Origin of the sequence: Klebsiella sp. WP8-S18-ESBL-06 (genome assembly GCF_014169755.1) — a bacterium.
GTDB lineage: Bacteria > Pseudomonadota > Gammaproteobacteria > Enterobacterales > Enterobacteriaceae > Kluyvera > Kluyvera ascorbata_B.
Window position 1 is genome coordinate 3,375,451 of sequence record NZ_AP022256.1, and the last position, 25,362, is coordinate 3,400,812.

The 25,362-nt window shown below is 57.4% G+C and carries 23 protein-coding genes; 16 read left to right on the top strand and 7 right to left on the bottom strand.

The genetic code is table 11. The features are described 5' to 3' along the window. From gsiC to iaaA, 4 genes are read right to left on the bottom strand one after another with little or no spacing between them, the layout of a single operon-like run. Positions 1-921 (bottom strand): glutathione ABC transporter permease GsiC, encoded by a 921-nt coding sequence (gene gsiC, locus H7R76_RS16155; RefSeq protein ID WP_106924526.1) that lies wholly within the window; start codon positions 919-921, stop codon positions 1-3. Positions 922-973: 52 nt separating this feature from the next. Beyond that, positions 974-2,512 (bottom strand): glutathione ABC transporter substrate-binding protein GsiB, encoded by a 1,539-nt coding sequence (gene gsiB, locus H7R76_RS16160; RefSeq protein WP_182965806.1) that lies wholly within the window; start codon positions 2,510-2,512, stop codon positions 974-976. Positions 2,513-2,535: 23 nt separating this feature from the next. Then, positions 2,536-4,395, bottom strand: a complete 1,860-nt coding sequence (gene gsiA, locus H7R76_RS16165) for a glutathione ABC transporter ATP-binding protein GsiA (protein WP_182965808.1) — start codon at positions 4,393-4,395, stop codon at positions 2,536-2,538. Between the two features lie 11 nt (positions 4,396-4,406). Continuing rightward, positions 4,407-5,348 carry a beta-aspartyl-peptidase gene (gene iaaA / locus H7R76_RS16170; RefSeq protein ID WP_182965810.1) on the bottom strand — a complete coding sequence of 314 codons (942 nt, stop codon included), beginning with the start codon at positions 5,346-5,348 and terminating at the stop codon, positions 4,407-4,409. 179 nt (positions 5,349-5,527) lie between these two features. Here iaaA and moeA point away from each other — a divergent pair, with 179 nt between their 5' ends. Then, positions 5,528-6,763 (top strand): molybdopterin molybdotransferase MoeA, encoded by a 1,236-nt coding sequence (moeA, locus tag H7R76_RS16175; protein WP_182965812.1) that lies wholly within the window; start codon positions 5,528-5,530, stop codon positions 6,761-6,763. After that, the gene (gene moeB, locus H7R76_RS16180; RefSeq protein ID WP_106924531.1) at positions 6,763-7,524 is read left to right on the top strand and encodes a molybdopterin-synthase adenylyltransferase MoeB; all 762 of its coding nucleotides are present in this window, start codon (positions 6,763-6,765) and stop codon (positions 7,522-7,524) included. Before moeA ends, moeB begins: the two co-directional genes overlap by 1 nt. Before the next feature lie 74 nt (positions 7,525-7,598). Here the strand turns inward: moeB and fsa are convergent, their stop codons facing one another. After that, positions 7,599-8,261, bottom strand: coding sequence for a fructose-6-phosphate aldolase (gene fsa, locus H7R76_RS16185; protein ID WP_182965814.1), 663 nt, complete (start codon positions 8,259-8,261; stop codon positions 7,599-7,601). A gap of 133 nt (positions 8,262-8,394) precedes the next feature. Here fsa and H7R76_RS16190 point away from each other — a divergent pair, with 133 nt between their 5' ends. Next, positions 8,395-9,297, top strand: a complete 903-nt coding sequence (locus H7R76_RS16190) for a glycyl-radical enzyme activating protein (protein WP_182965816.1) — start codon at positions 8,395-8,397, stop codon at positions 9,295-9,297. 5 nt (positions 9,298-9,302) lie between these two features. After that, a complete protein-coding gene (locus H7R76_RS16195) occupies positions 9,303-11,735 on the top strand; it encodes a formate C-acetyltransferase/glycerol dehydratase family glycyl radical enzyme (RefSeq protein ID WP_182965818.1) in 2,433 nt (810 codons plus the stop codon). Positions 11,736-11,928: 193 nt separating this feature from the next. Here H7R76_RS16195 and H7R76_RS16200 read toward each other — a convergent pair whose 3' ends face one another. Beyond that, positions 11,929-12,825, bottom strand: a complete 897-nt coding sequence (locus H7R76_RS16200) for a helix-turn-helix transcriptional regulator (RefSeq protein ID WP_106924535.1) — start codon at positions 12,823-12,825, stop codon at positions 11,929-11,931. Between the two features lie 246 nt (positions 12,826-13,071). Between H7R76_RS16200 and deoC the strand changes: the two genes are divergently transcribed. The 12 genes from deoC (at position 13,072) to H7R76_RS16260 (ending at position 24,257) form a co-directional block, all read left to right on the top strand. Beyond that, positions 13,072-13,773: a deoxyribose-phosphate aldolase gene (gene deoC / locus H7R76_RS16205; RefSeq protein WP_106924536.1), complete on the top strand. Its 702-nt coding sequence runs from the start codon at positions 13,072-13,074 to the stop codon at positions 13,771-13,773. Between the two features lie 66 nt (positions 13,774-13,839). Next, positions 13,840-14,778: a ribokinase gene (locus H7R76_RS16210; RefSeq protein ID WP_182929236.1), complete on the top strand. Its 939-nt coding sequence runs from the start codon at positions 13,840-13,842 to the stop codon at positions 14,776-14,778. Continuing rightward, positions 14,775-15,275 (top strand): D-ribose pyranase, encoded by a 501-nt coding sequence (gene rbsD / locus H7R76_RS16215; RefSeq protein WP_182965820.1) that lies wholly within the window; start codon positions 14,775-14,777, stop codon positions 15,273-15,275. Before H7R76_RS16210 ends, rbsD begins: the two co-directional genes overlap by 4 nt. An 11-nt stretch (positions 15,276-15,286) precedes the next feature. Next, entirely contained in the window at positions 15,287-16,348 is a 1,062-nt protein-coding gene (adhP, locus tag H7R76_RS16220; RefSeq protein ID WP_106924538.1) for an alcohol dehydrogenase AdhP, read from the top strand. Beyond that, a complete protein-coding gene (locus tag H7R76_RS16225) occupies positions 16,345-17,523 on the top strand; it encodes a mandelate racemase/muconate lactonizing enzyme family protein (protein WP_182965822.1) in 1,179 nt (392 codons plus the stop codon). Before adhP ends, H7R76_RS16225 begins: the two co-directional genes overlap by 4 nt. Further along, positions 17,520-18,470 (top strand): aldo/keto reductase, encoded by a 951-nt coding sequence (locus tag H7R76_RS16230; RefSeq protein WP_182965824.1) that lies wholly within the window; start codon positions 17,520-17,522, stop codon positions 18,468-18,470. Before H7R76_RS16225 ends, H7R76_RS16230 begins: the two co-directional genes overlap by 4 nt. Continuing rightward, positions 18,467-19,006: an amidohydrolase family protein gene (locus H7R76_RS16235; protein ID WP_182965826.1), complete on the top strand. Its 540-nt coding sequence runs from the start codon at positions 18,467-18,469 to the stop codon at positions 19,004-19,006. The genes H7R76_RS16230 and H7R76_RS16235 overlap by 4 nt, the downstream gene beginning before the upstream one ends. After that, complete coding sequence (locus H7R76_RS16240) at positions 19,003-19,983, top strand: IS5-like element ISKpn26 family transposase (protein ID WP_068815383.1); 981 nt, start codon at positions 19,003-19,005, stop codon at positions 19,981-19,983. The genes H7R76_RS16235 and H7R76_RS16240 overlap by 4 nt, the downstream gene beginning before the upstream one ends. 122 nt (positions 19,984-20,105) lie before the next feature. Further along, a complete protein-coding gene (locus tag H7R76_RS16245) occupies positions 20,106-21,479 on the top strand; it encodes a carbohydrate porin (protein ID WP_182965828.1) in 1,374 nt (457 codons plus the stop codon). Positions 21,480-21,597: 118 nt separating this feature from the next. Further along, a complete protein-coding gene (locus H7R76_RS16250; protein ID WP_106924547.1) occupies positions 21,598-21,990 on the top strand; it encodes an integrase core domain-containing protein in 393 nt (130 codons plus the stop codon). A 37-nt stretch (positions 21,991-22,027) separates the two neighbouring features. Next, positions 22,028-22,837, top strand: coding sequence for a Cof-type HAD-IIB family hydrolase (locus tag H7R76_RS16255; RefSeq protein WP_106924548.1), 810 nt, complete (start codon positions 22,028-22,030; stop codon positions 22,835-22,837). A 154-nt stretch (positions 22,838-22,991) separates the two neighbouring features. Beyond that, positions 22,992-24,257 (top strand): DUF1479 domain-containing protein, encoded by a 1,266-nt coding sequence (locus H7R76_RS16260; RefSeq protein ID WP_182965830.1) that lies wholly within the window; start codon positions 22,992-22,994, stop codon positions 24,255-24,257. Here the strand turns inward: H7R76_RS16260 and H7R76_RS16265 are convergent. Next, entirely contained in the window at positions 24,224-25,327 is a 1,104-nt protein-coding gene (locus tag H7R76_RS16265) for a LacI family DNA-binding transcriptional regulator (protein ID WP_106924550.1), read from the bottom strand. The two genes, H7R76_RS16260 and H7R76_RS16265, sit on opposite strands and share 34 nt — an antisense overlap. Positions 25,328-25,362 lie beyond the last annotated feature (35 nt).

Genomic DNA, 25,362 nt, shown 5'->3' on the forward strand with positions numbered 1-25,362 from the left:
TTATTTATACCTGATAGCCGGGTTAATGGCGGCGTAAAGCACATCGACCACTAAGTTAATAAGAATAAACTCCAGCGAAAACAGCAGCACCTCGGCCTGAATCACCGGGTAGTCGCGCATCTCGACGGAGTCCACCAGCAGGCGCCCGAGCCCCGGCCAGTTAAACACTTTCTCGACCACAATCGAGCCACCGAGCAAAAAGCCAAACTGGAGGCCCATCATTGTCACCACCGGGATCATAGCGTTACGCAGCCCGTGCTTGAGCACTACCGATTTCTCGCTCACCCCTTTGGCGCGCGCGGTGCGCATATAGTCTTCATTCAGCACATCAACAAACGAGGCGCGGGTAAATCGCGCCATCACCGAGGCCACAGCGGCCCCCAGCGTCAACGACGGTAATATGTAGTGCCGCCAGCTGTCAGCCCCCACCGTCGGCAGCCAGCCCAGCTCGACGGAGAAAATTTGCATCAGCAGCATACCCAGCGCAAAGGCCGGGAACGAGATGCCGGTCACCGCCAGCGCCATCCCGAGCCTATCCGGCCAGCGGTTACGCCAGACGGCGGCGGCAATTCCCGCCCCCATGCCAAATATTACCGCCCAGCTCATGCTGGCAAGCGTGAGCCATAGCGTCGGCAGAAAACGGCTGGCAATCTCTTCTGATACCGGGCGACGTGACACCATCGACGTGCCGAAATCCCCCTGCACGGCGTGGCTAATGTAGTGCCAGAACTGCACATACAGCGGTTGATCCAGCCCCAGCTGCTGGCGCACCATGGCAATCACCTGCGCATCCGCCTCGGGCCCGGCAATCAGCCTCGCCGGGTCGCCGGGCAGCATATGGACAAACAAAAACACCAGCACGGCTACGATAAACAGCGTGGGGATCAGGCCGAGCAGGCGTTTCATCACATAGTTGAGCATGACTCTCCTTGCCGCGCATCCCCTGCGCCATCATGACGCAGGGTAAGGTCGCTTACTTCAAATCCGCATCGTCAAAGCTAAATCCAGTATCCGGCATAATATAGAACCCAGACAATGACTTACTGTGCGCTGAAACCAGTTTTTCCACTACCAGCGGCACCCACGGCGACTCTTTCCAGATGATATCCTGGGCGTCTTTATACAGCCGCGCTTTTTCGCTGCCGTCGGTGGTTTGCAGCGCAGCGGCCAGGTCTTTATCAACCTGCGGGTTGTTGTAGAATGCAGTGTTGAACTGGGTTGGCGGCCAGTTTGATGAGGCAAACAGCGGCGACAGCGACCAGTCAGCTTCGCCGGTCGATGCCGACCAGCCGGTGTAGAACATGCGCACGCCGCTCTCTTTCTGGCCCTTACCTTCCACTTCCGCCGCACGCTGACCGGCGTCCATCGCCGTCACCTGCGCCTTGATACCAATCTGTGCCAGCTGCTGCTGGGTGAACTGCAGCACCTTCTGCGCGGTACTGTGGTTATGCGATGACCACAGCGTGGTGCTAAAACCGTTCGGGTAACCCGCCTCTTTTAACAGCTCGCGCGCTTTCGCCGGGTCATACGGCCACGGCTGATATTGCGTTGAGTAGGCAATCGACGGTGGCACCACGCCGGTCGCCGGCGTTGCGTATCCCGCAAAAGCGACCTTCACCAGCGCCTGGCGGTTGATCGCGTAGTTGATGGCCTCGCGCACTTTCGGATTATCAAACGGTTTTTGCGTCACGTTCATGCTGATGTAGCGCTGCATGATTGACGGGCTGGCCACCAGCTCAAGCTGGCTGTTTTTCGCCAACAGCGCGGCCTGCTCGTAGGGGATCGGGAAGGCGAACTGCGCTTCGCCGGTTTGCAGCATCGCGGCGCGCGTATTGTTGTCGACAACCGGACGCCAGGTAATCGAGTCCAGCTTCGGCAGCCCTTTTTGCCAGTAGTGGGCAAATTTGCTGACCTTCACAAAATCGGTCTGGTTCCAGGTATCCAGCTGATACGGCCCGGTACCTACCGGGTGGAAGCCAATCTCGTTGCCGTATTTTTTCAGCGCCGCAGGCGAAATCATCGCCGTCGCCGGGTGGGCGAGAATATTGATAAACGCCGAGAATGGCTGCTTGAGGGTGATTTTCACCGTCTGCGGGTCGACGACTTCGGTCTTATCAATATTCTTGTACAGGTTGTAGCGCTTGAGATGGCTTTGCGGATTGCTGGCGCGATCGAGGTTAACCTTCACCGCCTCGGCGTTGAAATCGGTGCCATCCTGGAACTTCACCCCCTGACGCAGCTTCACGGTGTAGACCTTGCCATCATCAGACACGCTGTAGCTTTCGGCCAGCACGTTTTTCAGCTTCATTTCTTTATCCAGGCCAAACAGCCCCTGGTAGAAGGATTTTGCTACCGCCTGCGACAGCGTGTCGTTAGCATCATACGGGTCGAGAGTGGTGAAATTAGAACCAACCGCGACCACAACATCTTTTGCCGCGAACGCGGGAGCGGCGGCCAGCGCCGAGGCTATCCCCAGAGCAACCAGCCATTTACCTGAAATGCGTTGTGTCATATTGTCCCCTGCCTATGGTTTTATTATCGGTTTATCAGCGCACTGCTTACCGGTTCGCGGGCCACGTAGTGCCCAGGTGAAACCTGTTGCAAACCGGTCGTTTCTACCTCTTCGCCCCGCTTATAGATATTGCCCGGCAGCTCGTCGGACAGCAGTACGCGCTGCGGTCGCCGGTGCGCCGGATCAGCGACCGGCACGGCGGCCAGCAGCTTACGGGTATACGGATGCTGCGGATTCTCAAAAATAGCGCGCCGCGGGCCAATTTCCACAATGCGGCCGCGGTACATCACCGCCACGCGATGGCTAATACGCTCCACGACCGCCATGTCATGAGAAATAAACAAGAAGGCGATACCCATTTCGCGCTGGAGCGACATCAGCAGATTAATAATCTGCGCGCGGATAGAGACGTCCAGCGCCGACACGGACTCATCGGCAATCACCACCTTCGGCTCCAGCGCCAGCGCGCGCGCAATGCAGATACGCTGACGTTGGCCGCCGGAAAACTCGTGCGGATAGCGCCAGGCATGTTCCGGGAGCAGCCCCACCCGCTCCAGCAGCCACGCCACGCGCTGCTGCAACGCCTCCCCCTGCAGCACACCGTGCACCCGCAGCGGCTCCATAATCGAAAAACCGACGGTATGACGTGGGTCCAGAGAAGCATAGGGGTCCTGGAAGATAATCTGAATATCGCGCCGCAGCGGCTGAAGCTGGCTGGCGGAAAGGCCGTCAATTCGCTCGCCGTTAAATGTAATAGCGCCCTGTTGTGATTCCACCAGCCGCAGCAGCGCCCGTCCGGTGGTCGACTTGCCGCTACCGGACTCGCCGACCAGCGCCAGCGTCTCGCCGGGCCATAAATCAAAACTGACGTTTTCCACCGCATGCACTTCGCGGGTAATACGGTTTAGCAGGCCGCCGCGCAGCGGGAAACGTGCGACCAGGTTACGAACCTTGAGTATCGGGTCACCGCTCACTACCGTATTTTGCGGCGGCGGCGGAGGTGCCGACGCGTTCAGATCCGGAAAGCTTTTCGGCAACGCGCTGCCGCGCATTGCGCCCAGCCGAGGCACCGCGGCGAGCAGACGACGCGTGTAGGGATGCTGCGGCGCGTTAAAGATATCTTCAACGCGGCCGGTCTCAACCGCCTCGCCCTGATGCATCACCAGCACCCGATCGGCGATTTCAGCCACCACCCCCATATCATGGGTGATAAAAATAACCCCCATCGACATCTCTTTTTGCAGCACGTCGATAAGCTGAAGAATTTGCGCCTGAATGGTCACATCGAGCGCGGTGGTCGGTTCATCGGCAATCAGCACCGCCGGGCGACACGACAGCGCCATGGCAATCATCACCCGCTGGCGCATACCGCCGGAAAGCTGATGCGGGTAGCGCGACAGCATGGTCTGCGCTTCGGGGATGCGCACGTTATCGAGCGTTTTTTTCGCCTCGGCCAGCGCCTCTTCGCGCCCTAGTCCCTGATGCAGCCGAATAGATTCGGCGATCTGCTCACCGATGGTAAATACCGGATTGAGTGAAGTCATCGGCTCCTGAAAAATCATCGCCATATCGGCGCCACGCACGCGGCGCATCTGCGCGGGCGTTTGCTCCGCAAGCGCAATGACCTCACGGTTACGCCGACGCAGCAGCATCTGGTCACAGTGGACGTCGCTGTTGGATTGCTCCAGCAGCCGCATCAGCGCCAGCGCCGTCACGGATTTCCCCGAGCCGGACTCGCCGACAATCGCCAGCGTTTCGCCCCGATTGAGATGAAAAGAGAGCTGATGTACGGCACGCACGGGCTGCTTATCCTGGCGAAACGCCACGTTCAGGTTCTGAACGCTCAGCACCTGGGTTACATCAAGCTCATCGGCATGCGGCACGGTTGCTCCTTTTATTCCCGGTAAATACCAATCGTAGGCGTATCGCCGGCGTAGGCCCAGGCACGATACATCCCTTCACTGTTGAACGGCAGCACGACGTTGCCTTCGCGGTCGATAGCAATCAACCCGCCGCTGCCGCCGAGCGCCGGCAGTTTTTCCATCACAACCCGCTCGCAGGCCTCCAGCAGACTCAGGTTGCCGTACTCCATTAATGCCGCAATATCGTACGCCGCCAGCGTGCGGATAAACACCTCACCGGTGCCGGTACAAGAAACGGCAACGCTGGCATTGTTGGCATAGCAGCCCGCCCCCACCAGCGGGCTGTCGCCCACCCGCCCTGGAAGCTTATTGGTCATTCCGCCGGTCGAGGTGGCGGCGGCAAGGTTGCCGTTGATATCCCGCGCGACGGCACCGACGGTCCCCATCTTATGACGCTCATCGAGCGGCGCACCGTCGTGATCGAGAATAAATGCGCCGTTGCTGCGCGCTTCGACAAGCTGTTGAAAGCGCGCGTCGGTAGAGAACAGCGAATTCTCCACCCACTCCATGCCCTGCGCCTGAGCAAAGGCTTCCGCACCTTCGCCAATCAGCATCACGTGCGGGCTCTTTTCCAGCACCAGTCTGGCAGCCAGAATGGGGTTTCGCAGATGTTTCACGCCCGCCACGGCCCCCGCCTGCAGCGCGTTGCCGTCCATCACGCAGGCGTCAAGCTCATGGGTTTCCTCGGCGGTAAACACCGAGCCGATTCCCGCGTTAAACAGCGGGCACTCTTCGAGCTGTCGTACCGCTTCCGTCACCGTATCAAGGGCGCTGGCACCGGACTCAAGCATCCCTTGTGCATGTTCCACAATGCTGGACAGCGCGGTCACATATTCGCGCTCTTTTTCCGCCGACATCTGCTGGCGGCTGATGGCCCCCGCACCGCCGTGAATTGCAATGACTGCCTTGCCCATTACGCCATCCCTTCCGTCATTTTCTTTATAAATATCATTATAGTGGCATTGCGCCTATATGAATTTTGAATATAGAAATAGCCTTCCGTCATGTAAAGCTACACCGCAGGTGGCATACAGTCTGCGGGGGTTTTCTGCCATAATGTGCGGATTCGAACGTTTCCCGCAGGAGTTTACCCATGGATTTTACCGCCGGACTGATACCGCTTGATGCGGCGCTCACACAGATGCTTGATCGGATTACCCCACTTCAGGAAAGTGAAACGGTACCGCTGTTGCAGGCGTTTGGGCGCATTACCGCACGCGATATCATCTCCCCGCTGGACGTACCCGGTTTTGATAACTCGGCAATGGACGGTTACGCCGTCCGCCTGGCCGATCTTAGCGCACAGGCGCCGCTGACCGTTGCTGGCAAAGCCTTTGCTGGGCAGCCGTTCCACGGCGAATGGCCTGCCGGCAGCTGCGTACGCATTATGACCGGTGCCCCCGTTCCCGCCGGCTGCGATGCCGTCGTGATGCAGGAGGAAACCGAGCAGACCGACGCCGGTATTCGCTTCATCGCCAACGTGAAGCCGGGGCAAAACATTCGCCGCCGCGGTGAAGATATTGCCCGCGACGCGGTCGTCTTCCCCGCAGGGACGCGCCTTACCGTTGCCGAATTACCGGTGCTGGCGTCGCTCGGCATCGCCGACGTCGACGTGGTGCGGAAGGTCCGCGTCGCGCTGTTTTCTACCGGCGATGAACTGCAGCTGCCGGGCCAGCCGCTGGGTGACGGGCAAATCTACGACACTAACCGCCTGGCGGTACACCTGATGCTCGAACAGCTCGGCTGTGAGGTCATTAACCTGGGCATCATCCGTGACAGCCCGGAACAGCTTCGCGAAACCTTTATCCAGGCCGATCGACAGGCCGACGTCGTCATCAGCTCCGGCGGCGTATCGGTGGGTGAAGCGGATTACACCAAAACCATCCTCGACGAGCTCGGCGAAATTGGTTTCTGGAAGCTGGCCATCAAGCCGGGTAAACCGTTCGCCTTCGGTAAGCTGAGCCACAGCTGGTTTTGCGGTCTGCCGGGTAACCCGGTCTCCGCCGCGTTAACCTTCTATCAGCTGGTCCAACCGCTGCTGGCGAAGCTGAGCGCCAGCACGCACGCCACCCAGGCTCCCCGCCTGCGCGTGCGCGCCGCCGGTCGACTGAAGAAATCGCCAGGTCGTCTCGACTTCCAGCGCGGCGTGCTAAGCCGCGACGCCAACGGTGAGCTTACCGTTACCACCACCGGCCACCAGGGTTCGCATATTTTCAGCTCCTTCAGCCAGGGCAACTGTTTCATCGTGCTGGAGCGCGAACGCGGCACCGTTGAAGCGGGTGAATGGGTCGAGGTTGAGCCGTTTAACCATCTGCTGGGAGGCCTGTAATGGCCGTCGAACTCAGCGATGCCGAAATGCTGCGCTACAACCGGCAAATCATTTTGCGCGACTTTGATTTTGACGGTCAGGAGCAGCTAAAAGCGTCGCGCGTATTGGTCGTTGGCCTCGGCGGTCTGGGCTGCGCCGCAGCCCAGTATCTGGCCGCCGCGGGCATTGGCCAACTGACGCTGCTGGATTTCGATACCGTCGCGCTCTCCAACCTCCAGCGCCAGACGCTGCACAGCGATGCCACGATTGGCCTGCCGAAAGTGGACTCCGCCCGCGCGGCGCTGGCGCGGATTAACCCGCACGTCACGCTGGCGGCCCGTAACGCACTGCTGGAAGAAGACGAGCTGTGGGCGCTGATTGCCGAACACGATCTGGTGCTCGACTGTACCGACAACGTCACCATTCGCAACCAGCTCAACGCGGGCTGCTTCCGCCATAAGGTCCCGCTGGTTTCCGGCGCGGCGATTCGGATGGAAGGGCAGATTTCGGTATTTACGTATCAGGAAGGCGAGCCATGCTACCGCTGCCTGAGCCGCCTGTTCGGCGACAATGCCCTCACCTGCGTCGAAGCGGGCGTAATGTCGCCGTTGGTCGGGGTCATCGGTGCAATGCAGGCCATGGAAGCCATTAAGGTGCTGGCCCATTACGGTACGCCAGCGGCGGGGAAAATCGTGATGTATGACGCGATGCGCTGTCAGTTCAGAGAGATGAAGCTAATGCGTGACCCAGCGTGTGAGGTGTGCGGGCAGGCTTCGGCATAACCCCCTCACCCTAACCCTCTCCCCAATGGGGAGAGGGAACCGATAATCGCTTTCCCACCATCCGGTATTTTCTTTTACAGCGACGTCCGTCCGAATGCCGTTTGCCAGTCCTGCTCAAACTTCGCCACCGCCGCGTCTACCGCCGGGTAGCTAATCAGCTGCTGCGCCACGTCCAGCGGCAGAGTAATCGATTGACAGCCCGCCAGCAGGCAATCCAGCGCCTGGCGTGGCGTTTTGAAACTGGCCGCCAGCACTTTCGACTGCGGTGCATGCAGAGTCAGCAAATCCTGTAATTCGCACACCGTCTGAATCCCGTTGCCGCCTTGTGCATCCACGCGGTTGACATAAGGCGCGACATATTCTGCACCCGCCAGCGCCGACAGCAGCCCCTGCGCGGCGCCGTATACGGCGGTGCCTAAGGTCGGGATCCCCTCTTCTTTCAGCATTTTAATCGCCGCCAGCCCTTCTGCCGTTACCGGCACTTTGACCACCAGATCCGGAATAATCGCCCGCAGCGTATGCGCATCTGCAACCATGCCATCGGCGGTAGTCGCCATGACCTGGGCAAACAGACGGCCTTTACCGCCCATGGCGTCAAGCAGTTCCGGCAGCAGCGCATCCAGCGGCTTTTTGCCCGCCGCCACGATGCTTGGATTGGTGGTAATGCCCGCCAGCGGAAATACGCGCGCCAGCTTTTTAACTGCCGCAACGTCAGAGGTGTCGAGATAGAGTTCCATGATGATTCCTTAAAGCGTGATATTGAGCATGGAATAACCCTACCACAGCAAAACCTCTTCTTAAGTTGACGCATGTCAAGATAACTTTCATTCGAAAGTATTTTAATCTTTATACGAAAGATGAGGGCACGCTATGATTTTCAACATTCAGCGCTATTCCACCCACGATGGTCCAGGCATCCGCACCGTGGTTTTCCTGAAAGGATGCTCGCTCGGCTGTCGCTGGTGTCAAAACCCGGAAAGCCGCGCCCGTGAACAGGATCTGCTGTTTGACCCGCGCCTGTGCCTTGAGGGCTGCGATCTGTGTCAACAGGCGGCGCCTGCGGTCATTACCCGTGCCCTTAACGGCCTGGTTATTCATCGCGAAAAGCTGAATCAAACGCATCTCGACGCGCTGGCACACTGTTGCCCAACGCAGGCGCTGACCGTCTGCGGCGAAGCGAAAAGCGCCGAAGACATCATGGCGACCGTTCTACGCGATAAGCCCTTTTACGATCGCAGCGGCGGCGGCATGACGCTCTCCGGCGGCGAGCCGTTTATGAATCCTGAACTGGCGCTGACGCTGCTGAAAAGCGCGCATGAACAAGGCATCCACACGGCGGTCGAAACCTGCCTGCATGTGCCGTGGCGCTATCTCGAACCGGCGCTGCCGTATATCGACCTGTTCCTCGCCGACCTCAAGCACGTTGACGAGGCGCGCTTTAAACAGTGGACCGACGGCTCGGCCAGGCGCGTACTCGATAACCTGAAACGCCTGTCGGCAGCCGGCAAAAAAGTCACCCTGCGCGTGCCGCTGATTCAGGGCTTCAACGCTGATACCGCCTCCATTAAAGCGATTACCGATTTTGCCGCCGATGAAATGCCCGGCGTGCGCGACATTCATTTTCTGCCGTACCACACGCTGGGGATCGACAAATATTCCCTGCTCGGTCTTCCCTACTTTGCACCCGACAAGCCGCTGAATGACCCAGCGCTGCTGGACTTTGCCCAACAGTACGCGCACGAAAAAGGGTTAACGGCGACACTACGAGGATAAAAACCATGACCACTCTGACGCTCGATAAACTGACCGACCGCATCCAGGCCCACAAAAACGCGCTGGTGCATATTGTTAAGCCGCCGGTGTGCACCGAACGCGCACGCCACTATACCGAAGCGTACCAGCAGCACCTGGACAAGCCGATTCCGGTCCGCCGCGCGTTGGCGCTGGCCCACCACCTGGCAGAGCGGACTATCTGGATCAAACACGACGAGCTGATCATCGGCAACCAAGCCAGTGAAGTGCGCGCCGCGCCGATCTTCCCGGAATATACCGTCAGCTGGATTGAAAAAGAGATCGACGATCTCGCCGACCGTCCGGGCGCGGGCTTCGCCGTCAGCGAAGAGAACAAACGCGTGCTGCACGAAGTGTGCCCATGGTGGCGCGGCCAGACCGTACAAGACCGCTGCTACGGTATGTTCACCGATGAGCAAAAAGCGCTGCTGGCGACCGGTATCATCAAAGCTGAAGGCAATATGACCTCGGGCGACGCTCACCTGGCGGTAAACTACCCGTTGCTGCTGGAAAAGGGCCTCGACGGCATGCGCGCGAAAGTGGCCGAACGCCGTACCCGCATTAACCTGACCGTGCTGGAAGACCTGCACGGTGAGCAGTTCCTCAAAGCTATCGATATCGTTCTTGAAGCCGTAAGCCTGCACATTGCCCGTTTCGCCGAGCTGGCGCGTAACATGGCCGCCGAAGAAACGCGGGCCAGCCGCCGCGATGAGCTGCTGGCGATAGCGGAAAACTGCGACGTGATTGCCCACCAGCCGCCAAAAACCTTCTGGCAGGCGCTGCAGCTGTGCTATTTCATTCAGCTGATTTTACAAATTGAGTCGAATGGACACTCCGTGTCGTTCGCCCGTATGGACCAGTATCTGTACCCTTACTATCGCCGCGACGTTGAGCTGGAACAGTCATTGGATCGCGAGCACGCCATTGAACTGCTGCACAGCTGCTGGCTGAAGCTGCTGGAGGTGAACAAAATTCGCTCTGGCTCGCACTCCAAAGCCTCTGCCGGTAGCCCGCTGTATCAGAACGTCACCATCGGCGGCCAAAAATGGGTAAACGGCGAGGCGCAGGACGCGGTCAACCCGCTCTCTTACGCAATTCTCGAATCCTGCGGCCGCCTGCGCTCCACCCAGCCAAACCTGAGCGTGCGCTACCACGCTGGCATGAGCAACGATTTCCTCGACGCCTGCGTGCAGGTGATTCGCTGCGGCTTCGGCATGCCAGCGTTCAATAACGATGAAATCGTCATCCCGGAATTTATTAAGCTCGGCGTCGAACCGGAAGATGCCTACGACTACGCGGCAATCGGCTGCATCGAAACCGCCGTCGGCGGTAAATGGGGCTATCGCTGTACCGGCATGAGCTTTATCAACTTTGCCCGCGTGATGCTGGCGGCGATGGAGGGCGGCCGCGATGCCACCAGCGGTAAGGTGTTCCTGCCACAGGAGCACGCGCTGTCGCAGGGCAACTTCGCCAACTTCGACCAGATGCTGGCCGACTGGGATAATCAGATCCGCTACTACACGCGTAAATCGATTGAGATTGAGTACGTGGTCGACACCATGCTGGAAGAAAACGTGCACGATATTCTATGCTCGGCGCTGGTTGACGACTGTATCGAGCGGGCGAAAAGCATCAAACAGGGCGGCGCAAAGTATGACTGGGTTTCCGGCCTGCAGGTGGGCATCGCCAACCTCGGCAACAGCCTGGCGGCGGTCAAAAAGCTGGTATTCGATCAGGGGGCGATAGGTCAGCAGCAGCTGGCACAAGCGCTGGCGGACGATTACGAGGGTCTGACCCACGAACAGCTGCGTCAGCGCCTGATCAACGGCGCGCCGAAGTACGGCAACGACGATGACAGCGTTGATATCCTGCTGGCGCGCGCCTATCAGACCTATATCGACGAACTGAAGCAGTACCATAACCCGCGCTACGGCCGCGGCCCGATTGGCGGAAACTACTACGCCGGCACCTCGTCTATTTCGGCCAACGTGCCGTTTGGTGCCCAGACTATGGCTACACCGGATGGCCGTAAGGCGAAAACGCCGCTCGCCGAAGGCGCCAGCCCGGCTTCCGGTACCGACCATCTGGGGCCAACCGCGGTGATCAGCTCTATTGGTAAGTTACCGACGGCATCCATTCTTGGCGGCGTGCTGCTTAACCAGAAGCTGAACCCGGCAACGCTGGAAAACGAGAGCGATAAGCAGAAACTGATGGCGCTGCTGCGCACCTTCTTTGAAGTACACAAAGGCTGGCACATTCAGTACAACATCGTGTCGCGCGAAACGCTGCTGGAAGCGAAGAAACATCCGGATCAGTACCGTGATTTAGTGGTGCGCGTGGCGGGGTATTCGGCGTTCTTTACCGCGCTGTCGCCGGATGCGCAGGATGATATTATTGCCCGTACGGAGCACACACTGTAGTTCGGTGTTTTCCCCCTCACCCTAACCCTCTCCCCAATGGGGAGAGGGAACCGCACGGAGCCATTTTTCTCACCTTTTTTGGTGGTTGATGCTGGTGTTGTTATGTGAGTCACCAATGGTTGACAGTTTACTCACTTAGTTGCGTGTCCACTATTGCGGGATAAGATCAGAAGACCATTTATCGTTTACTGACCTATGGACCGGTACGGTGCTGATTTTCAACTAAAACATCGAGATGCTGTTCCTTACGACGAAACTCACTAGGGGAAAAACCGGACACACGGTGAAAATCACGGGAAAAATGCAGCGGATCGTTATACCCCACAAGAGCAGCAATACGGCTAATTGAATCGTTGGTTTCAACCAGAAGCCGTCGCGCCTGCGACAACCGATAGTTTTTTAGCCACTTTAGCGGGCTTTGATTGAATGTGGCCTGAAATAAACGAAAAAGTTGGGGCTTACTCACCTGACAGTAATGCATAAATTTTTCAATATCCCATTCATCACTGTAGTGACTGTGGATCTGATAAATCAGCTTGCCTAATCCGCGGTGTAAAATAATAGGCGTTCTTTCCGCTTCAAAACTGCGGTTTTCCAGCAGCATAAAAATGAGCTGCGCACAAAGAAGATCGCAGCGCGCGTCCGCCACCAGCGTATGTGTATGCATCATGCTAAAGATATGGTTATAAATTTCAGTCACTTTGTCTGGCTGTTCAAACTGAAAAACCGGGTTGCGCGACACCTCGAGGATTTGCATCAGGTTATTGAGCTTCCCCCCCTCAATTCGCACCCACAGAATTTCCCATGGTTCCTCTTTATTGGGGAAATGTTCATGCGGCCAGCGTACTGGCAGCCAGGCTAGCCCGCCTTTTTTCACGGGATGAAGGGTATTTTCCATCCGGATAAACCCACTGCCGTTGAGGCAAAAAATCAGCTCATGCCCCACAACTGACTGGCGTCTGACATGAAAGTTTTCAGCCGTCTGAATATGCCCGGCGCGCAAAATACGATAGTTCACCAGCGTCGAAAACTCATCCGACTCACGATACCAGTTTGCCACGATGCGGGTTTTCTGCGTTTCTCTTCCCATTAGCTCCTGCCTACCTGAACACCCTGTATAAGGGCGTACAGCGTGGCACGGTCAATATCAAAACGCCCGTAACACGCCCGAATTCCAGACAAAATTTTGAACCACTTCACAACTTCATTGACATGAAAATTTTGTCCATGTTGCAGAGAATTCTACCTATCACGCCTCATCGCCGACCTGCCTAAAGTAGCGTTATCCCAACCGCATAGTGTTGTGCGGTGACCTAGCAAACAGGAGTAGTTGTAGATGATTGATTTTAACGATCCCCGTCAGGTTGCGAAGGCAATTCAGTTCACCAATGTAAACCCGGATTTGACGCGTGAAGGGTTATTAAAGCACCTGGAAATTTGTCAGCAGTATCAATTCGATGCTGCGATGATCGCGCCATGCTGGGTGTCTCTGGCGAAAGATGTGCTGAAAGGCAGCGGGATCCGCGTTGCCACCACCGTGAACTTCCCGCAGGCCAACGACACCACCGCCATGAAAGTCGCCCTGGTGCGTGAACTGGCGAAAGAAGGCGCTGACGAATTTGATTTCCCGCCGAACCCAGGCTTTTTGCTCGGTGGTCTGGACGAGCTCTATTTCCGCGAGTTGAAAGAAGTCACCCACGTTGCTCACGATCTGGGTATGAAAGTAAAAGCCATGCTGGAGTTCGGCTTCATCACTGAAGAAGCAATGAAAATCAAAGCCACTCGTTATGCATACGAAGCCGGTATTGACTGGGTGAAACAATCCAGCGGCTGGGGCAAAGGCGGCTGCGCAGCCACGGTAGAAGATGTTCAACTTCTCAAAGCGAATATCCAGGCCCCGTGCCGCGTGAAAGTTTCCGGTAAAGTCAACACGATAGAAAAAATGAAAGAGATGTTTATTGCCGGGGCGGAACTGGTGGGTACCAGCTCCGGGCCAGAGCTGGTGAAAGGCCTGGTAGGCGATATCAACGGCTATTGATTTATTCCGGGACACCGTGGCAACGCGGCGTCCCGTTCAAAAGCAGTACAGAGAATGGAGTATGTGATGAGTGTATTTATTCTCGGTAGTTATGCAAAAGCGTTAGTGATGACCACCGATCGTATCCCACTGGCAGGCGAAACGCTGATTGGCCGCGATTTTCGCCAGACCTGGGGCGGAAAAGGCTCGGACATGGCGGTGCAGGCCGCACGCTTAGGTGCAGATGTCGCCTATGCGGGCGTTGTCGGTGATGATGCATTTGGCTATGAGTTCGTCGGTTTAATGCAGGATGAAGGCATTGATATCCAGGCGCTGAGCATCACCCAAGAGTTGCCGACCGGCGCCGGGTTGATCGTCAAAGATCGCGAGGCGCGAAATATCATCGTGGTGGATATGGGGGCCAACAAACTCTTTACCCCAGCTCGCGTTGATGAAGCCATTGCCTCCTTAGCTGAGTGCAATGTTGCCCTGGCCCAACTGGAAATTCCGCTGGAAACCGCGCTGTACGGCTTGCGTCGCGCCCATAGTCTGGGGAAAACCACCATCCTGAATCCGGCGCCCGCCCAGGATCTGCGTCAGCTTGATTTAAGCGCCATCGACTACCTAACCCCGAATGAAACCGAAGCCCGCGTCGCCCTGGGGCTGCCGCCGGACGATCCGCGTAGTAACCGGGAAATCGCCGATCTGCTGTTAGATACCGGCTGCCGCTACGTCGTAATGACACTGGGCGATGCAGGGTCGGCGGTCTACTCCCGCGACGAAACCCTCGAGGTTGCCCCTTGTCGGGTTGAGGTGGTCGACAGCAACGGCGCAGGTGACAGCTTTAATGCGGCGCTGGCGACCGCTCTTGATGAAAATCAGTCGCTTCACGATGCCGTTTTATTTGCCAACGCCACCGCCGCATTGTGCTGCACCGCCTGGGAAACCGTGCCGTCATACCACACGCGTGCCGACGTTGAAGCCTTCCTACAGACACAGGCAACAACCGAGGAGCACGCACGATGAGAACCGGACGAATTCAGCATCCTGAGCTGGCGGGCGCGCTGGCGACCCTGGGCCACACCGACATTGTTCTGGTAACCGACGCGGGCTTTCCAATCCCGGCGAATGCCCACCGCATCGACCTGGGCTTCTGGCCGGGAAACATCGACGTCATGACCATCCTGCAGGTGCTGCGCGAAGAGATCTTCGTCGAAGAAGTCCACTTCGCCAGCGAAGTGCGTGATTGCAACCCGCAGCTCTACCGCGACCTTCAGGCGGTTTATACCGGCTCCGGCGCCGAATTCCGCGAAGCCAGCCATGAAACGCTGTGCCAGCAGCTAGCGCAGCAGGCCAAAGTCATCATTCGCTCGGGTTCGTTTAACCCGTGGGCTAATTTTGCGCTCGTCGCCAGCACCGATCCGTTTGCCTGGTTTACCGACGCCTCCGGTGTTGCCCCGCTGCCGGCCTACGTTGCCCGACGCCAGCGCATTCTGGACAACGTCGTTCCGGAACTCAACTAACAGGAATCATTATGAAAGCAGCCGTTGTTAGCCAGCGCCACCCCGGAAAAGTCGAGATCAAAAAGATAGCGCTCCGGGATCTCAAAGCCGGTGAAGCGCTGGTCGAAGTGGAATGCTGCGGCGTTTGTCACACCGATTTGCACGTCGTGCAGGGCGATTTCGGCCCCGTTCCCGGTCGTATTCCGGGGCACGAAGGGATTGGCATCGTGCGCGCGATCGCTGGCGATGTGACCAGCCTGCGCATTGGCGATCGCGTCAGCGTCGCGTGGTTTTATGAAGGATGCGGCGTTTGCGAGTACTGCGTCAGCGGTCGTGAAACGTTTTGCCGCAAGGTCAAAAATGCTGGTTACAGCGTCGATGGCGCGATGGCAGAGCAGTGCATCGTGAAAGCCGATTACGCCGTGAAGGTGCCAGAGGGGCTCGACTCGCTCATTGCCAGCAGCATTACCTGCGCCGGGGTGACAACCTATAAAGCGATAAAAGTCTCCACGGTACGTCCTGGGCAATGGGTCGCGGTCTGGGGCGCTGGCGGGCTCGGCAACATGGCCATTCAGTTTGCACGCAACGTTTTTAATGCCCGCGTGATTGCCATTGATATCCAGGACGACAAACTCCAGCTCGCGCGCGAATCCGGTGCGGAGTACACCATCAATGCGCGGGAGGAAGACGTCCCAGCTCGCATCAACGAGCTGACCGCAGGCGGCGCGCATGCCGCAGTGGTGGTGGCCGTCGCACGCTCGGCCTTCAACCAGGCGGTCAACAGCGTACGAGCCGGAGGCCGCGTGGTCTGCGTTGCCGTCCCGGCGGGCGATCTCGACCTGAACATTGTCAAAACCGTGCTGGACGGCATCGAAATCGTCGGCAGCCTGGTCGGTACACGTCAGGATCTGGCGGAAGCTTTCGATCATGCGCTGGCAGGACGCGTACATCCGGTCGTTCAGGCCCGTCGTCTGGATGAAATCAACGATATTTTTAACGAGATGGAACGCGGCGCAATCCAAGGGAGAATGGTGATCGATATGCGCCAGACGGCCAAAACGGCCAGTACCCAATACCAGGAGTCTGAAGCATGAAAATCACCGGCTGGCGCACGCTCAAAGCGCTGCATAACTGGGGTAGGCCGATCGGCGATATCAACGGTAGCCTGATCTCCGGCGTCACCGAAATCCGTTTTCTGGTGCTGGAAACTGACGAAGGCATCTGTGGTATCGCGCCGGGAGGCCATGCCGATATCGAGCGTATCTTCCCGGCCATTGAAGGCGAAGATCCCCGCGCGGTTACCGCGCTCTATGACCGCATGCTGTCCTGGGTATTTAAAAGCGGCCATGCAGGTAGCGTCTTTGGGGCCATCGGCGTCGTCGATATGGCGCTGTGGGATTTAAAAGCAAAGATCGCCAATGAACCGCTGTGGCGGCATCTGGGGGCCAGACAGGCTTTTGTACCGGGCTATGCTTCCGGGCTCGATTATCCGCTCTCCCTTGACGAACTGGTCGCGCTACACCAACGTTTCGCCGAGCGCGGGTTTACCGCGTTCAAACTGAAAGGCGGCCTGGACGTCGAGCAGGATCTGGAGCGTTTACTGGCGGTGCGCGACGTGTATCGCCGTAACACCGCCGCCCCTTCGGTGATGATTGACGTCAACGAATCCATGAGCGCCAAACAGGCGGTGCGCTACGTCTCGCGTCTTGAGCGAGCGCTCGATCTGAGCTGGATAGAAGAGCCGGTAAGACGCTGGGATGCCGCAGGCCACGCCGCCGTCCGTCAGCAGGTTCACTGCGCGGTTGCCACTGGGGAGAACCTGACCGGCATTGAACAATTTGAACCGCTGATACGCGAACGCGCCGTGGACGTTTTACAGGCCGGTATGTGCTGGGGAATAACCCACTTTCTGCGCGTCGCAAATCTGGCGCAGGCCTTTAGCCTGCCCGTCAGCCCGGTCGGTTACAACACCAACCCGGTCGCACACGCCGCAGCGGCCATTGCCAACCATCTGAGTTGCGAAGTTCAGGATCTCACTTTCCCCACCGGGGTGAGCGTCGACCAGCGCATTGAAAATGGCGGCATTGTGCTGGGCAATGCCCCGGGGCTGGGGATTTCACTGGATGAAGCAGCGCTGGCAAAACCGCATGCGGAAGGGAGCTGGACTGTCGCACAGGGCCCACACGTCCGCCCAGAGCGGGCCGGATTACGGCTATCTCTGCGCACCACCGAGAACGACACATTACGTTCGGGAGCAGACAAAAAATGAAAACAGTCATGTTAGGCAAAACCGGTATTCAGGTTCCGGTACTGTCCATGGGGGCAGCGTCACTCGGCAGCATCTATCACCCGGTCTCACAGCAGCAGGCCAATGAAACCGTCGAAACCGCGCTGGCCCACGGGGTGAACTATTTCGATGTTGCGCCCTACTACGGGCTAACAAAAGCAGAAACGGCGCTTGGCGCAGCGTTAAAAGGTGTACCAAGAAAGCACTATACGCTGGCAACCAAAGTGGGCCGCTACGGTGATAGCCAGTGGAATTTTTCCCGCGAAGCCACCCTGCGCAGTATTGATGAGAGTCTCTCTCGCCTGGGAACTGACCATATCGACGTAATCCAATGCCACGATATTGAATATGGCGACCTGTCACAGCTGATTGATGAAGCGCTGCCGACGCTGCGTGCTTTGCAACAAGACGGCGTGGTGGGCCACATTGGGATCACCGGGTATACGCTGGATTTGCTCGAGCGTATCGCCACTGAGCAGCAGGTCGACACGGTGATGGCCTATTGCACCTGGACGTTGCAGGATCGTCGTTTAGGCGACGTCGCTCGTCGGCTTAATCAGGCGGGAATCGGGGTGTTGAACGCGTCCCCGCTGGCAATGGGATTACTGACCCGTGACGGCGCGCCGCAGTGGCACCCAGCGCACACCGATGTGCAGCGAGTGTGCCGCGCGGTCACGGCACTGTGTGACCGCAATGGCGTCAATATTGCCCAGGCAGCCCTGCAGTTTGCCTTAACTACCGCAGCGCAAAACGGTATTGCCACCACCGTGATTGGCACCGCCAGTGCAGAAAATATGCTGGACAATATTCGCTGGAGCACGCAGCCGCTCGACCCGGAATTAATGGGCAAAATTGATGCGCTGATGGCACCAGTGCTGAATATTGGCTGGGACATGCTGCCAGGAAACGGAGGCAAAGCCCAAAAATGACGCTGATAGATAGCCACCTCCATCTGTGGAACCCACAGTGTTTATCTTACCCGTGGCTCAACGATCTGCCGGCGCTAAACCAGCCGTATCTTCCCGAACAGCTGGCCAACGTTGACGGCGCGCCGGACATGGCGATTGTTGTTCAGGCGGATTGCCTTATCGACCAGGCTCTCGAAGAGGTTATCTGGCTTCACCGGATAGCGGAACACAGCCCTATCGTCCTGGCCGGGATTGTCGCCTGCGCACCGCTGGAACACGGCGAGGCAGTACGCCCTTTTCTACGCCAGCTCCGGGAATGGCCATTAGTCGTTGGCATTCGCCGTTCGCTACAAAATGAGCCGCTTGAGCGCTTTTACGATGCAGACTATCGGGCCGGACTGTTGGCCGCCGCGCAGGAGGGATGGGTCATCGATCTGTGTATCCGCGCAGATCAGCTCCTTGCCGCTGACAACCTGCTGAACTGGGGAAGGTGCGAACAAGTTCCTGATATGAGATCATCATATTCATCCGGAGCGCATCCCAGAGGGACATCATGAGCCATCAACTCACCTTCGCCGATAGTGAATTCAGCACTAAGCGCCGTCAGACCCGAAAAGAGATTTTCCTCTCCCGCATGGAGCATATTCTGCCATGGCAGAATATGACCGCTGTCATCGAGCCGTTTTATCCCAAGGCGGGCAATGGCCGACGGCCCTATCCGCTGGAGACCATGCTGCGTATTCACTGCATGCAGCATTGGTACAACCTGAGCGACGGTGCCATGGAAGATGCCCTGTACGAAATCGCCTCCATGCGCCTGTTTGCCCGATTATCCCTGGATAGCGCCCTGCCGGATCGCACCACCATCATGAATTTCCGCCACCTGCTCGAGCAGCATCAACTGGCCCGTCAATTGTTCAAGACCATCAATCGCTGGCTGGCCGAAGCAGGCGTCATGATGACCCAAGGCACTTTGGTGGATGCCACCATCATTGAGGCACCCAGCTCTACCAAGAACAAAGAGCAGCAACGCGATCCGGAGATGCATCAGACCAAGAAAGGCAATCAGTGGCACTTTGGCATGAAGGCCCACATTGGTGTCGATGCCAAGAGTGGCCTGACCCACAGCCTAGTCACCACCGCGGCCAACGAGCATGACCTCAATCAGCTGGGTAATCTGCTTCATGGAGAGGAGCAATTTGTCTCAGCCGATGCCGGCTACCAAGGAGCGCCACAGCGCGAGGAGCTGGCCGAGGTGGATGTGGACTGGCTGATCGCCGAGCGTCCCGGCAGGGTAAAAACCTTGAAGCAGCATCCGCGCAAGAACAAAACGGCCATCAACATCGAATACATGAAAGCCAGCATCCGTGCCAAGGTGGAGCACCCGTTTCGCATCATCAAGCGGCAGTTCGGCTTCGTGAAAGCCAGATACAAGGGGCTGCTGAAAAACGATAACCAACTGGCGATGTTATTCACCCTGGCCAACCTGTTTCGGGTGGACCAAATGATACGTCAGTGGGAGAGATCTCAGTAAAAACCGGAAATAACGCCAGAAATGGTGGAAAAAATAGCCTAAATAGGCTGATTCGATTGTTTGCGGGAAAAAAATCGGCCCAGATCCGCGAAATTTTAATCAGCGAGTCAGCTTGGGAAGAAATGACCTGCTTATTCGCACCTTCCCTACGCCAGCAGCTGCGGCAGAATATTCAGGACATGGAGAAAACGCAAAAAATAGCCAAAGATCTCGATCAACGAACCCAAAAAATTGAGAAAAATACGCCGGACGATAACGGCTATTTTGAGCTGCACGGCTACGCCCGTTCCGGGTTGATGACCTCGCAAAACGCCCGCCATGCGCAGGGGGGGCCATACCTGACCCCCGCGGGACAGACCGGCGGGGCCGTCGGACGCCTGGGCAATGAGCCAGACACCTATGTTGAAGTCTACCTGGAGAAAAAACAGCGTCTGGATAACGGTGCCACCACGCGCTTTATGACCATGATTGCGGACCAGCAAAAGAGCTATAACGACTGGACCGCCGAGTCCAGCACGCTCAACGTGAGCCAGGCGTTTGCGGAGATCGCCTCGCTGCCGAGCTTTACCGGCGCGTTTAAAGACACCACGCTCTGGGCCGGGAAACGCGTTGACCGCGATAACTACGAAATTCCCTGGCTGGACTCGAAAATCATGGCACTCAATGGTACCGGCGGCGGCATTTATGACATTCGCTGGAGCGACAATGCGCGGAGTAACTTCTCCTTTATTGGCCGTAGTTTCGGCGACGTAGACGTCATCAATAACGACGTCCAGAACTATATTCTGACCGCCAACAACTACATTGGCCCGGTCCAGATACTTCTCAGCGGTATGGAGGCAAAAGATAACAACGACCGCGAAACGCTGAATGGCATTAAGGTCTTCAATGCGGCCAGCAGAGGCTATATGGGGCTGCTAGGTTATAAGACAGACAGCTTTTACGGCCTCGCCGCCGGGGAATCCAGAAGCGCACTTTCCGTGGGACATGGGCTGGGCGCGGAGGTCAAGAATATCGGTACGGATCCGGCGTTGCTTGCCGAGGCGACCACTGCGCGTTTCGCCAGCTATGGCATCGTAAATCTGGCGCCTGACTGGGACTTTGCGCCCTCAATCCTGGCGCAATCCAGCCGCAACCGTTACGTCAAAAACGATGACTATCGCTGGCTGACACTTAATGGGCGGTTGATGCAGAACCTCACCACCAACTTCGTACTGGCGTATGAAGCCACCTGGCAGTATATGGATCTGGATCCCAATGGTTATCAGGACTACCAGAAGGTTCGCGGCAATTTTTACAAGCTGACGTTTGCGCCAACCTTCCGCGCCGATAATATTTCGCCGTTCTTCAGTCGTCCTGAGATACGCCTTTTTGCCACCTGGATGGACTGGGATAAAGCGCTGGATAACTACAGCAAGCACGACACCTTAGGCCAGAAAGATTTCACCGCCGGCGGTGAATGGAGCTTTGGGATACAAATGGAGACTTTCTTTTAACTAAGAGACCGGAGCCCAGGCGCTGGATAAGCGTCTGCCGGTACATATCCAGACGGGTAACGGCGGCAAGTTTATCTCAAAAAGTCTGGATAAAAGGGGGCATGAGCACGGTGTCACGATGGACTTCTCACTCCACGGAAAGCCGTCATTTATTGAGTCATGTAACAGCAGTTGGCAAGATGCATGCCTGAACATTCACTGGTTCCTGTCACTGGAAAATGTGCAGGACAATCTCGACAAGTGGCGCAGCGAATATCATCGTAGACTCGTCTCATGGATCACCAGACACGTCGTCTCTCTTAAAATAAGAGGTAACCTTAGACCAATGTTTAACTCCAATCAGAATAATAAGATGGTTGAAGTGTTATCAGGAGCTGAGCGTCATCGACGCCGTATACCGCTAGGAAATTCCCTTTCAGGGAGATGGACGGGTTCAGGATTCAGAGTTCACCGCGCACCATCCCCACTTTCAAATGAAATAAATTTGTGCTTTAGCTCACATTGTAATTAAATTGTTTCTGGCCGAAGTTACCCCAGGAGCATCCCGCATGACCGTTAAAGTTATCGTCACTGATATGGACGGAACTTTTCTTAATGACGCCAAGACCTACGACCGTTCGCGGTTTCTGGCGCAGTTTGAACAGCTTCAACAGCGTGGCATTGAATTCGTTGTCGCCAGCGGCAACCAGTACTATCAATTAATTACCTTTTTCCCGGAAATTCGCGACTGCATCTCCTATGTCGCCGAAAACGGCGCGCTGGTATACGAGCACGGGCAGCAGCTTTTCCACGGCGAGCTGACGCGTCATGAGTACCAGGCGGTGCTTGGCGAACTGTTAAAAGACCCGCAGATGCACTTTGTCGCCTGCGGCCTGGAAAGCGCCTATATCAGCGACCGTGCGCCGCAAGCGCTGGTTGAGCTCATGTCAAAACACTACTATCGCCTCCAGCGCGTGGCCGACTTCCACGCCGTTGACGACAAAATTTTTAAGTTCTCGCTCAATCTACCGGACAGCGATATTCCCGAGCTGGTCGATAAGCTGCACGTCTCTCTCGACGGTATTATGAAGCCGGTTACCAGCGGCTTTGGCTTCGTCGATCTGATTATTCCGGGGCTGCATAAAGCCAACGGCATCAGCCGCCTGCTGAAGCGCTGGCAGTGCTCCCCGCAGCAATGCGTGGCCATCGGCGACAGCGGTAACGATGCGGAAATGCTCAAGCTGGTAAAATATGCCTTTGCGATGGATAACGCCGTCGATAGCATAAAAGCGATTGCTGGCTATCGTACCGATGACAATAACCACGACGGCGCGCTGAACGTGATCCAGGCCGTGCTGGACGGCAATGCCCCCTTCTGATTTTCTCCCTTTGTAGGCCTGATAAGGCGAAGCCGCCATCAGGCCTACTCGTCCGGTCACACCCTCTAAAATTTAAACTTGCATTAACTTATTTTTAACTTAAAGTATCACCTGTAATGCATTTTGCTTTCGAACGAAAGATTGCGAGGTTGATATGACGGTTACCTTTACCCACGAAACGCTCCCTGCCGATCCCACGTCGGCCATTCGTCAGATGAAGCAGACGCTGCGCGCGCAGATTGGCGACGTGCAGGCCGTCTTCGACCGCCTGAGTGCCACAATTGAGGCCCGGGTAGCGGAAATTAACGCATTGAAGGCGCAGGGACAGCCGGTGTGGCCAATAATCCCCTTTGAGACGCTGGCGGCCGGGAAAATCAGCGAAGCCACGCGCGCCGAGGTGAAACGCCGCGGCTGTACGGTGATAAAAGGTCATTTCCCGCGCGAACGGGCGCTGGCCTGGGATCGTTCGATGCTCGACTATCTCGACCTCAACCGTTTTGACGACGTCTACAAAGGGCCTGGTGACACCTTCTTCGGCTCGCTCGATGCTTCACGCCCGGAAATCTACCCGATCTACTGGTCACAGGCGCAAATGCAGGCGCGCCAGAGCGAAGAGATGGCGCTGGCACAGTCGTTCCTTAACCGCCTGTGGCAGGTAGAAAGCGAGGGTAAGCAGTGGTTTAACCCGGATATCAGCGTTATCTACCCGGACCGTATTCGCCGCCGCCCGCCGGGCACCACGTCGAAAGGTTTGGGCGCGCACACCGACTCCGGCGCGCTGGAGCGCTGGCTGCTGCCAGCCTATCAGCAGGTGTTTGCTAACGTGTTTAACGGCAACGTCGAGCAGTACGATCCGTGGAACGCGGCGTACCGTACCGATGTAGAAGAGTATACCGTTGATAACACCACCAAATGCTCGGTGTTCCGCACCTTCCAGGGCTGGACGGCGCTGTCGGATATGATTCCTGACCAGGGTCTGCTGCACGTGGTGCCGATTCCCGAAGCGATGGCTTATGTGCTACTGCGCCCGCTGCTTGATGACGTTCCGGAAGATGAACTGTGCGGCGTTGCGCCGGGGAAAGTACTGCCAATCTCGGAGAAGTGGCACCCGCTGTTAATCAGCGCGCTGACCGCCATTCCCGCCATTGAGGCCGGGGATTCAGTATGGTGGCACTGCGACGTGATTCACTCGGTGGCACCGGTCGACAACCAGCAAGGCTGGGGTAACGTGATGTATATTCCGGCAGCACCGATGTGCGCGAAAAACCTCGCCTACGCCCACAAGGTGAAGGCAGCGCTGGAGCGTGGTGCCTCGCCGGGCGACTTCCCGCGCGAAGACTACGAGGCCGGGTGGCAGGGACGCTTTACCCTCGCCGATCTCAATGTTTACGGTAAACGCGCGCTCGGCATCGACGTCTGATTGTCGTACAACCCTTCCCGTTCTACAGCGGTGTGTCCTTTACCGGGGCGCACCCGCCGTACCGACTCGCGCACCGCCAGACGGCCGTGCAGCAGTAACGAGCCCATCGGCGCGTCCGGGCGAATCAGCCGCTGCTGAAGCATCTGCACCGCTTCAACGCCCAGCTCATCGCGCGGCACATGCACCGCCGTCAGCGGGACATCTTCAATCGCCGCCAGGTTAAAACCGTCAATGCTCATGACCGAAACATCCTGCGGCACCCGCAGTCCGCGCTGGCGCAGCGCGTTGATGGTCCCCGCCGCCATAAAATCGCCGCCGACCAGAAACGCCGTCGGTAGCGGACGGTTACCCCGGGCATCCAGCCACGCCCCCACCTTTTCCTCGGCGCCTTTGGCGCTGAAGCTGCTGATATTCAGCAGGTCGCGCTCATGCTGAAACGTCAGATTATGCGCCCGCCACGACTCTTTAATCCCCGCCAGCCGCTGCTCCATGGTGTAGCGGCGCAGGCACATCACGTTCATGACCTCACGGTGGCCCATCTCAAACAGGTATCGGGCGGCAAAAGCGCCGATCATCCGGTGATCCGGGGCGACGGCGGGCAAGCGCATACGTTCGTCGCGACAGTTGATCAGCACGCAGGGCTTGGCGAGATCGGCGGCCAGATCGTGAATATGCGGGGAGTCGATACCAAGCAGGATCGCCGCCTGCGTTTCCGGTTCGTTCATGCGCGAAAGAAACAGCGCCGGATCGCTATCGTTCTCATCCAGCGGACAGTAACGCAGGCGAACCTCATGCGGCGACAGCGCCTTGCTGATGCTCTGGATCACACGGTAGTAAAAGATGTCGGACCGCTCGTCAAACGCACGCGGCGGCGCGAACACAATCAGGCTATTTAGCAGCATTCTGCCTGCCGCCATCCCGTCCATTACCCCCAGATCCCGTGCGCAGGCCAGCACCTGCTCACGGGCGCGGGCGCTGGTGTTGGCTTTACCGGCCAGCACCCGCGACACGGTACTGGCCGACAGCCCCGTTCGCGCGGCGATTTCGGCAATTTTCAGCTTCTTTTCCATTTTGTGATCCGCCTCTAATTCGCAAATGAAAGAAT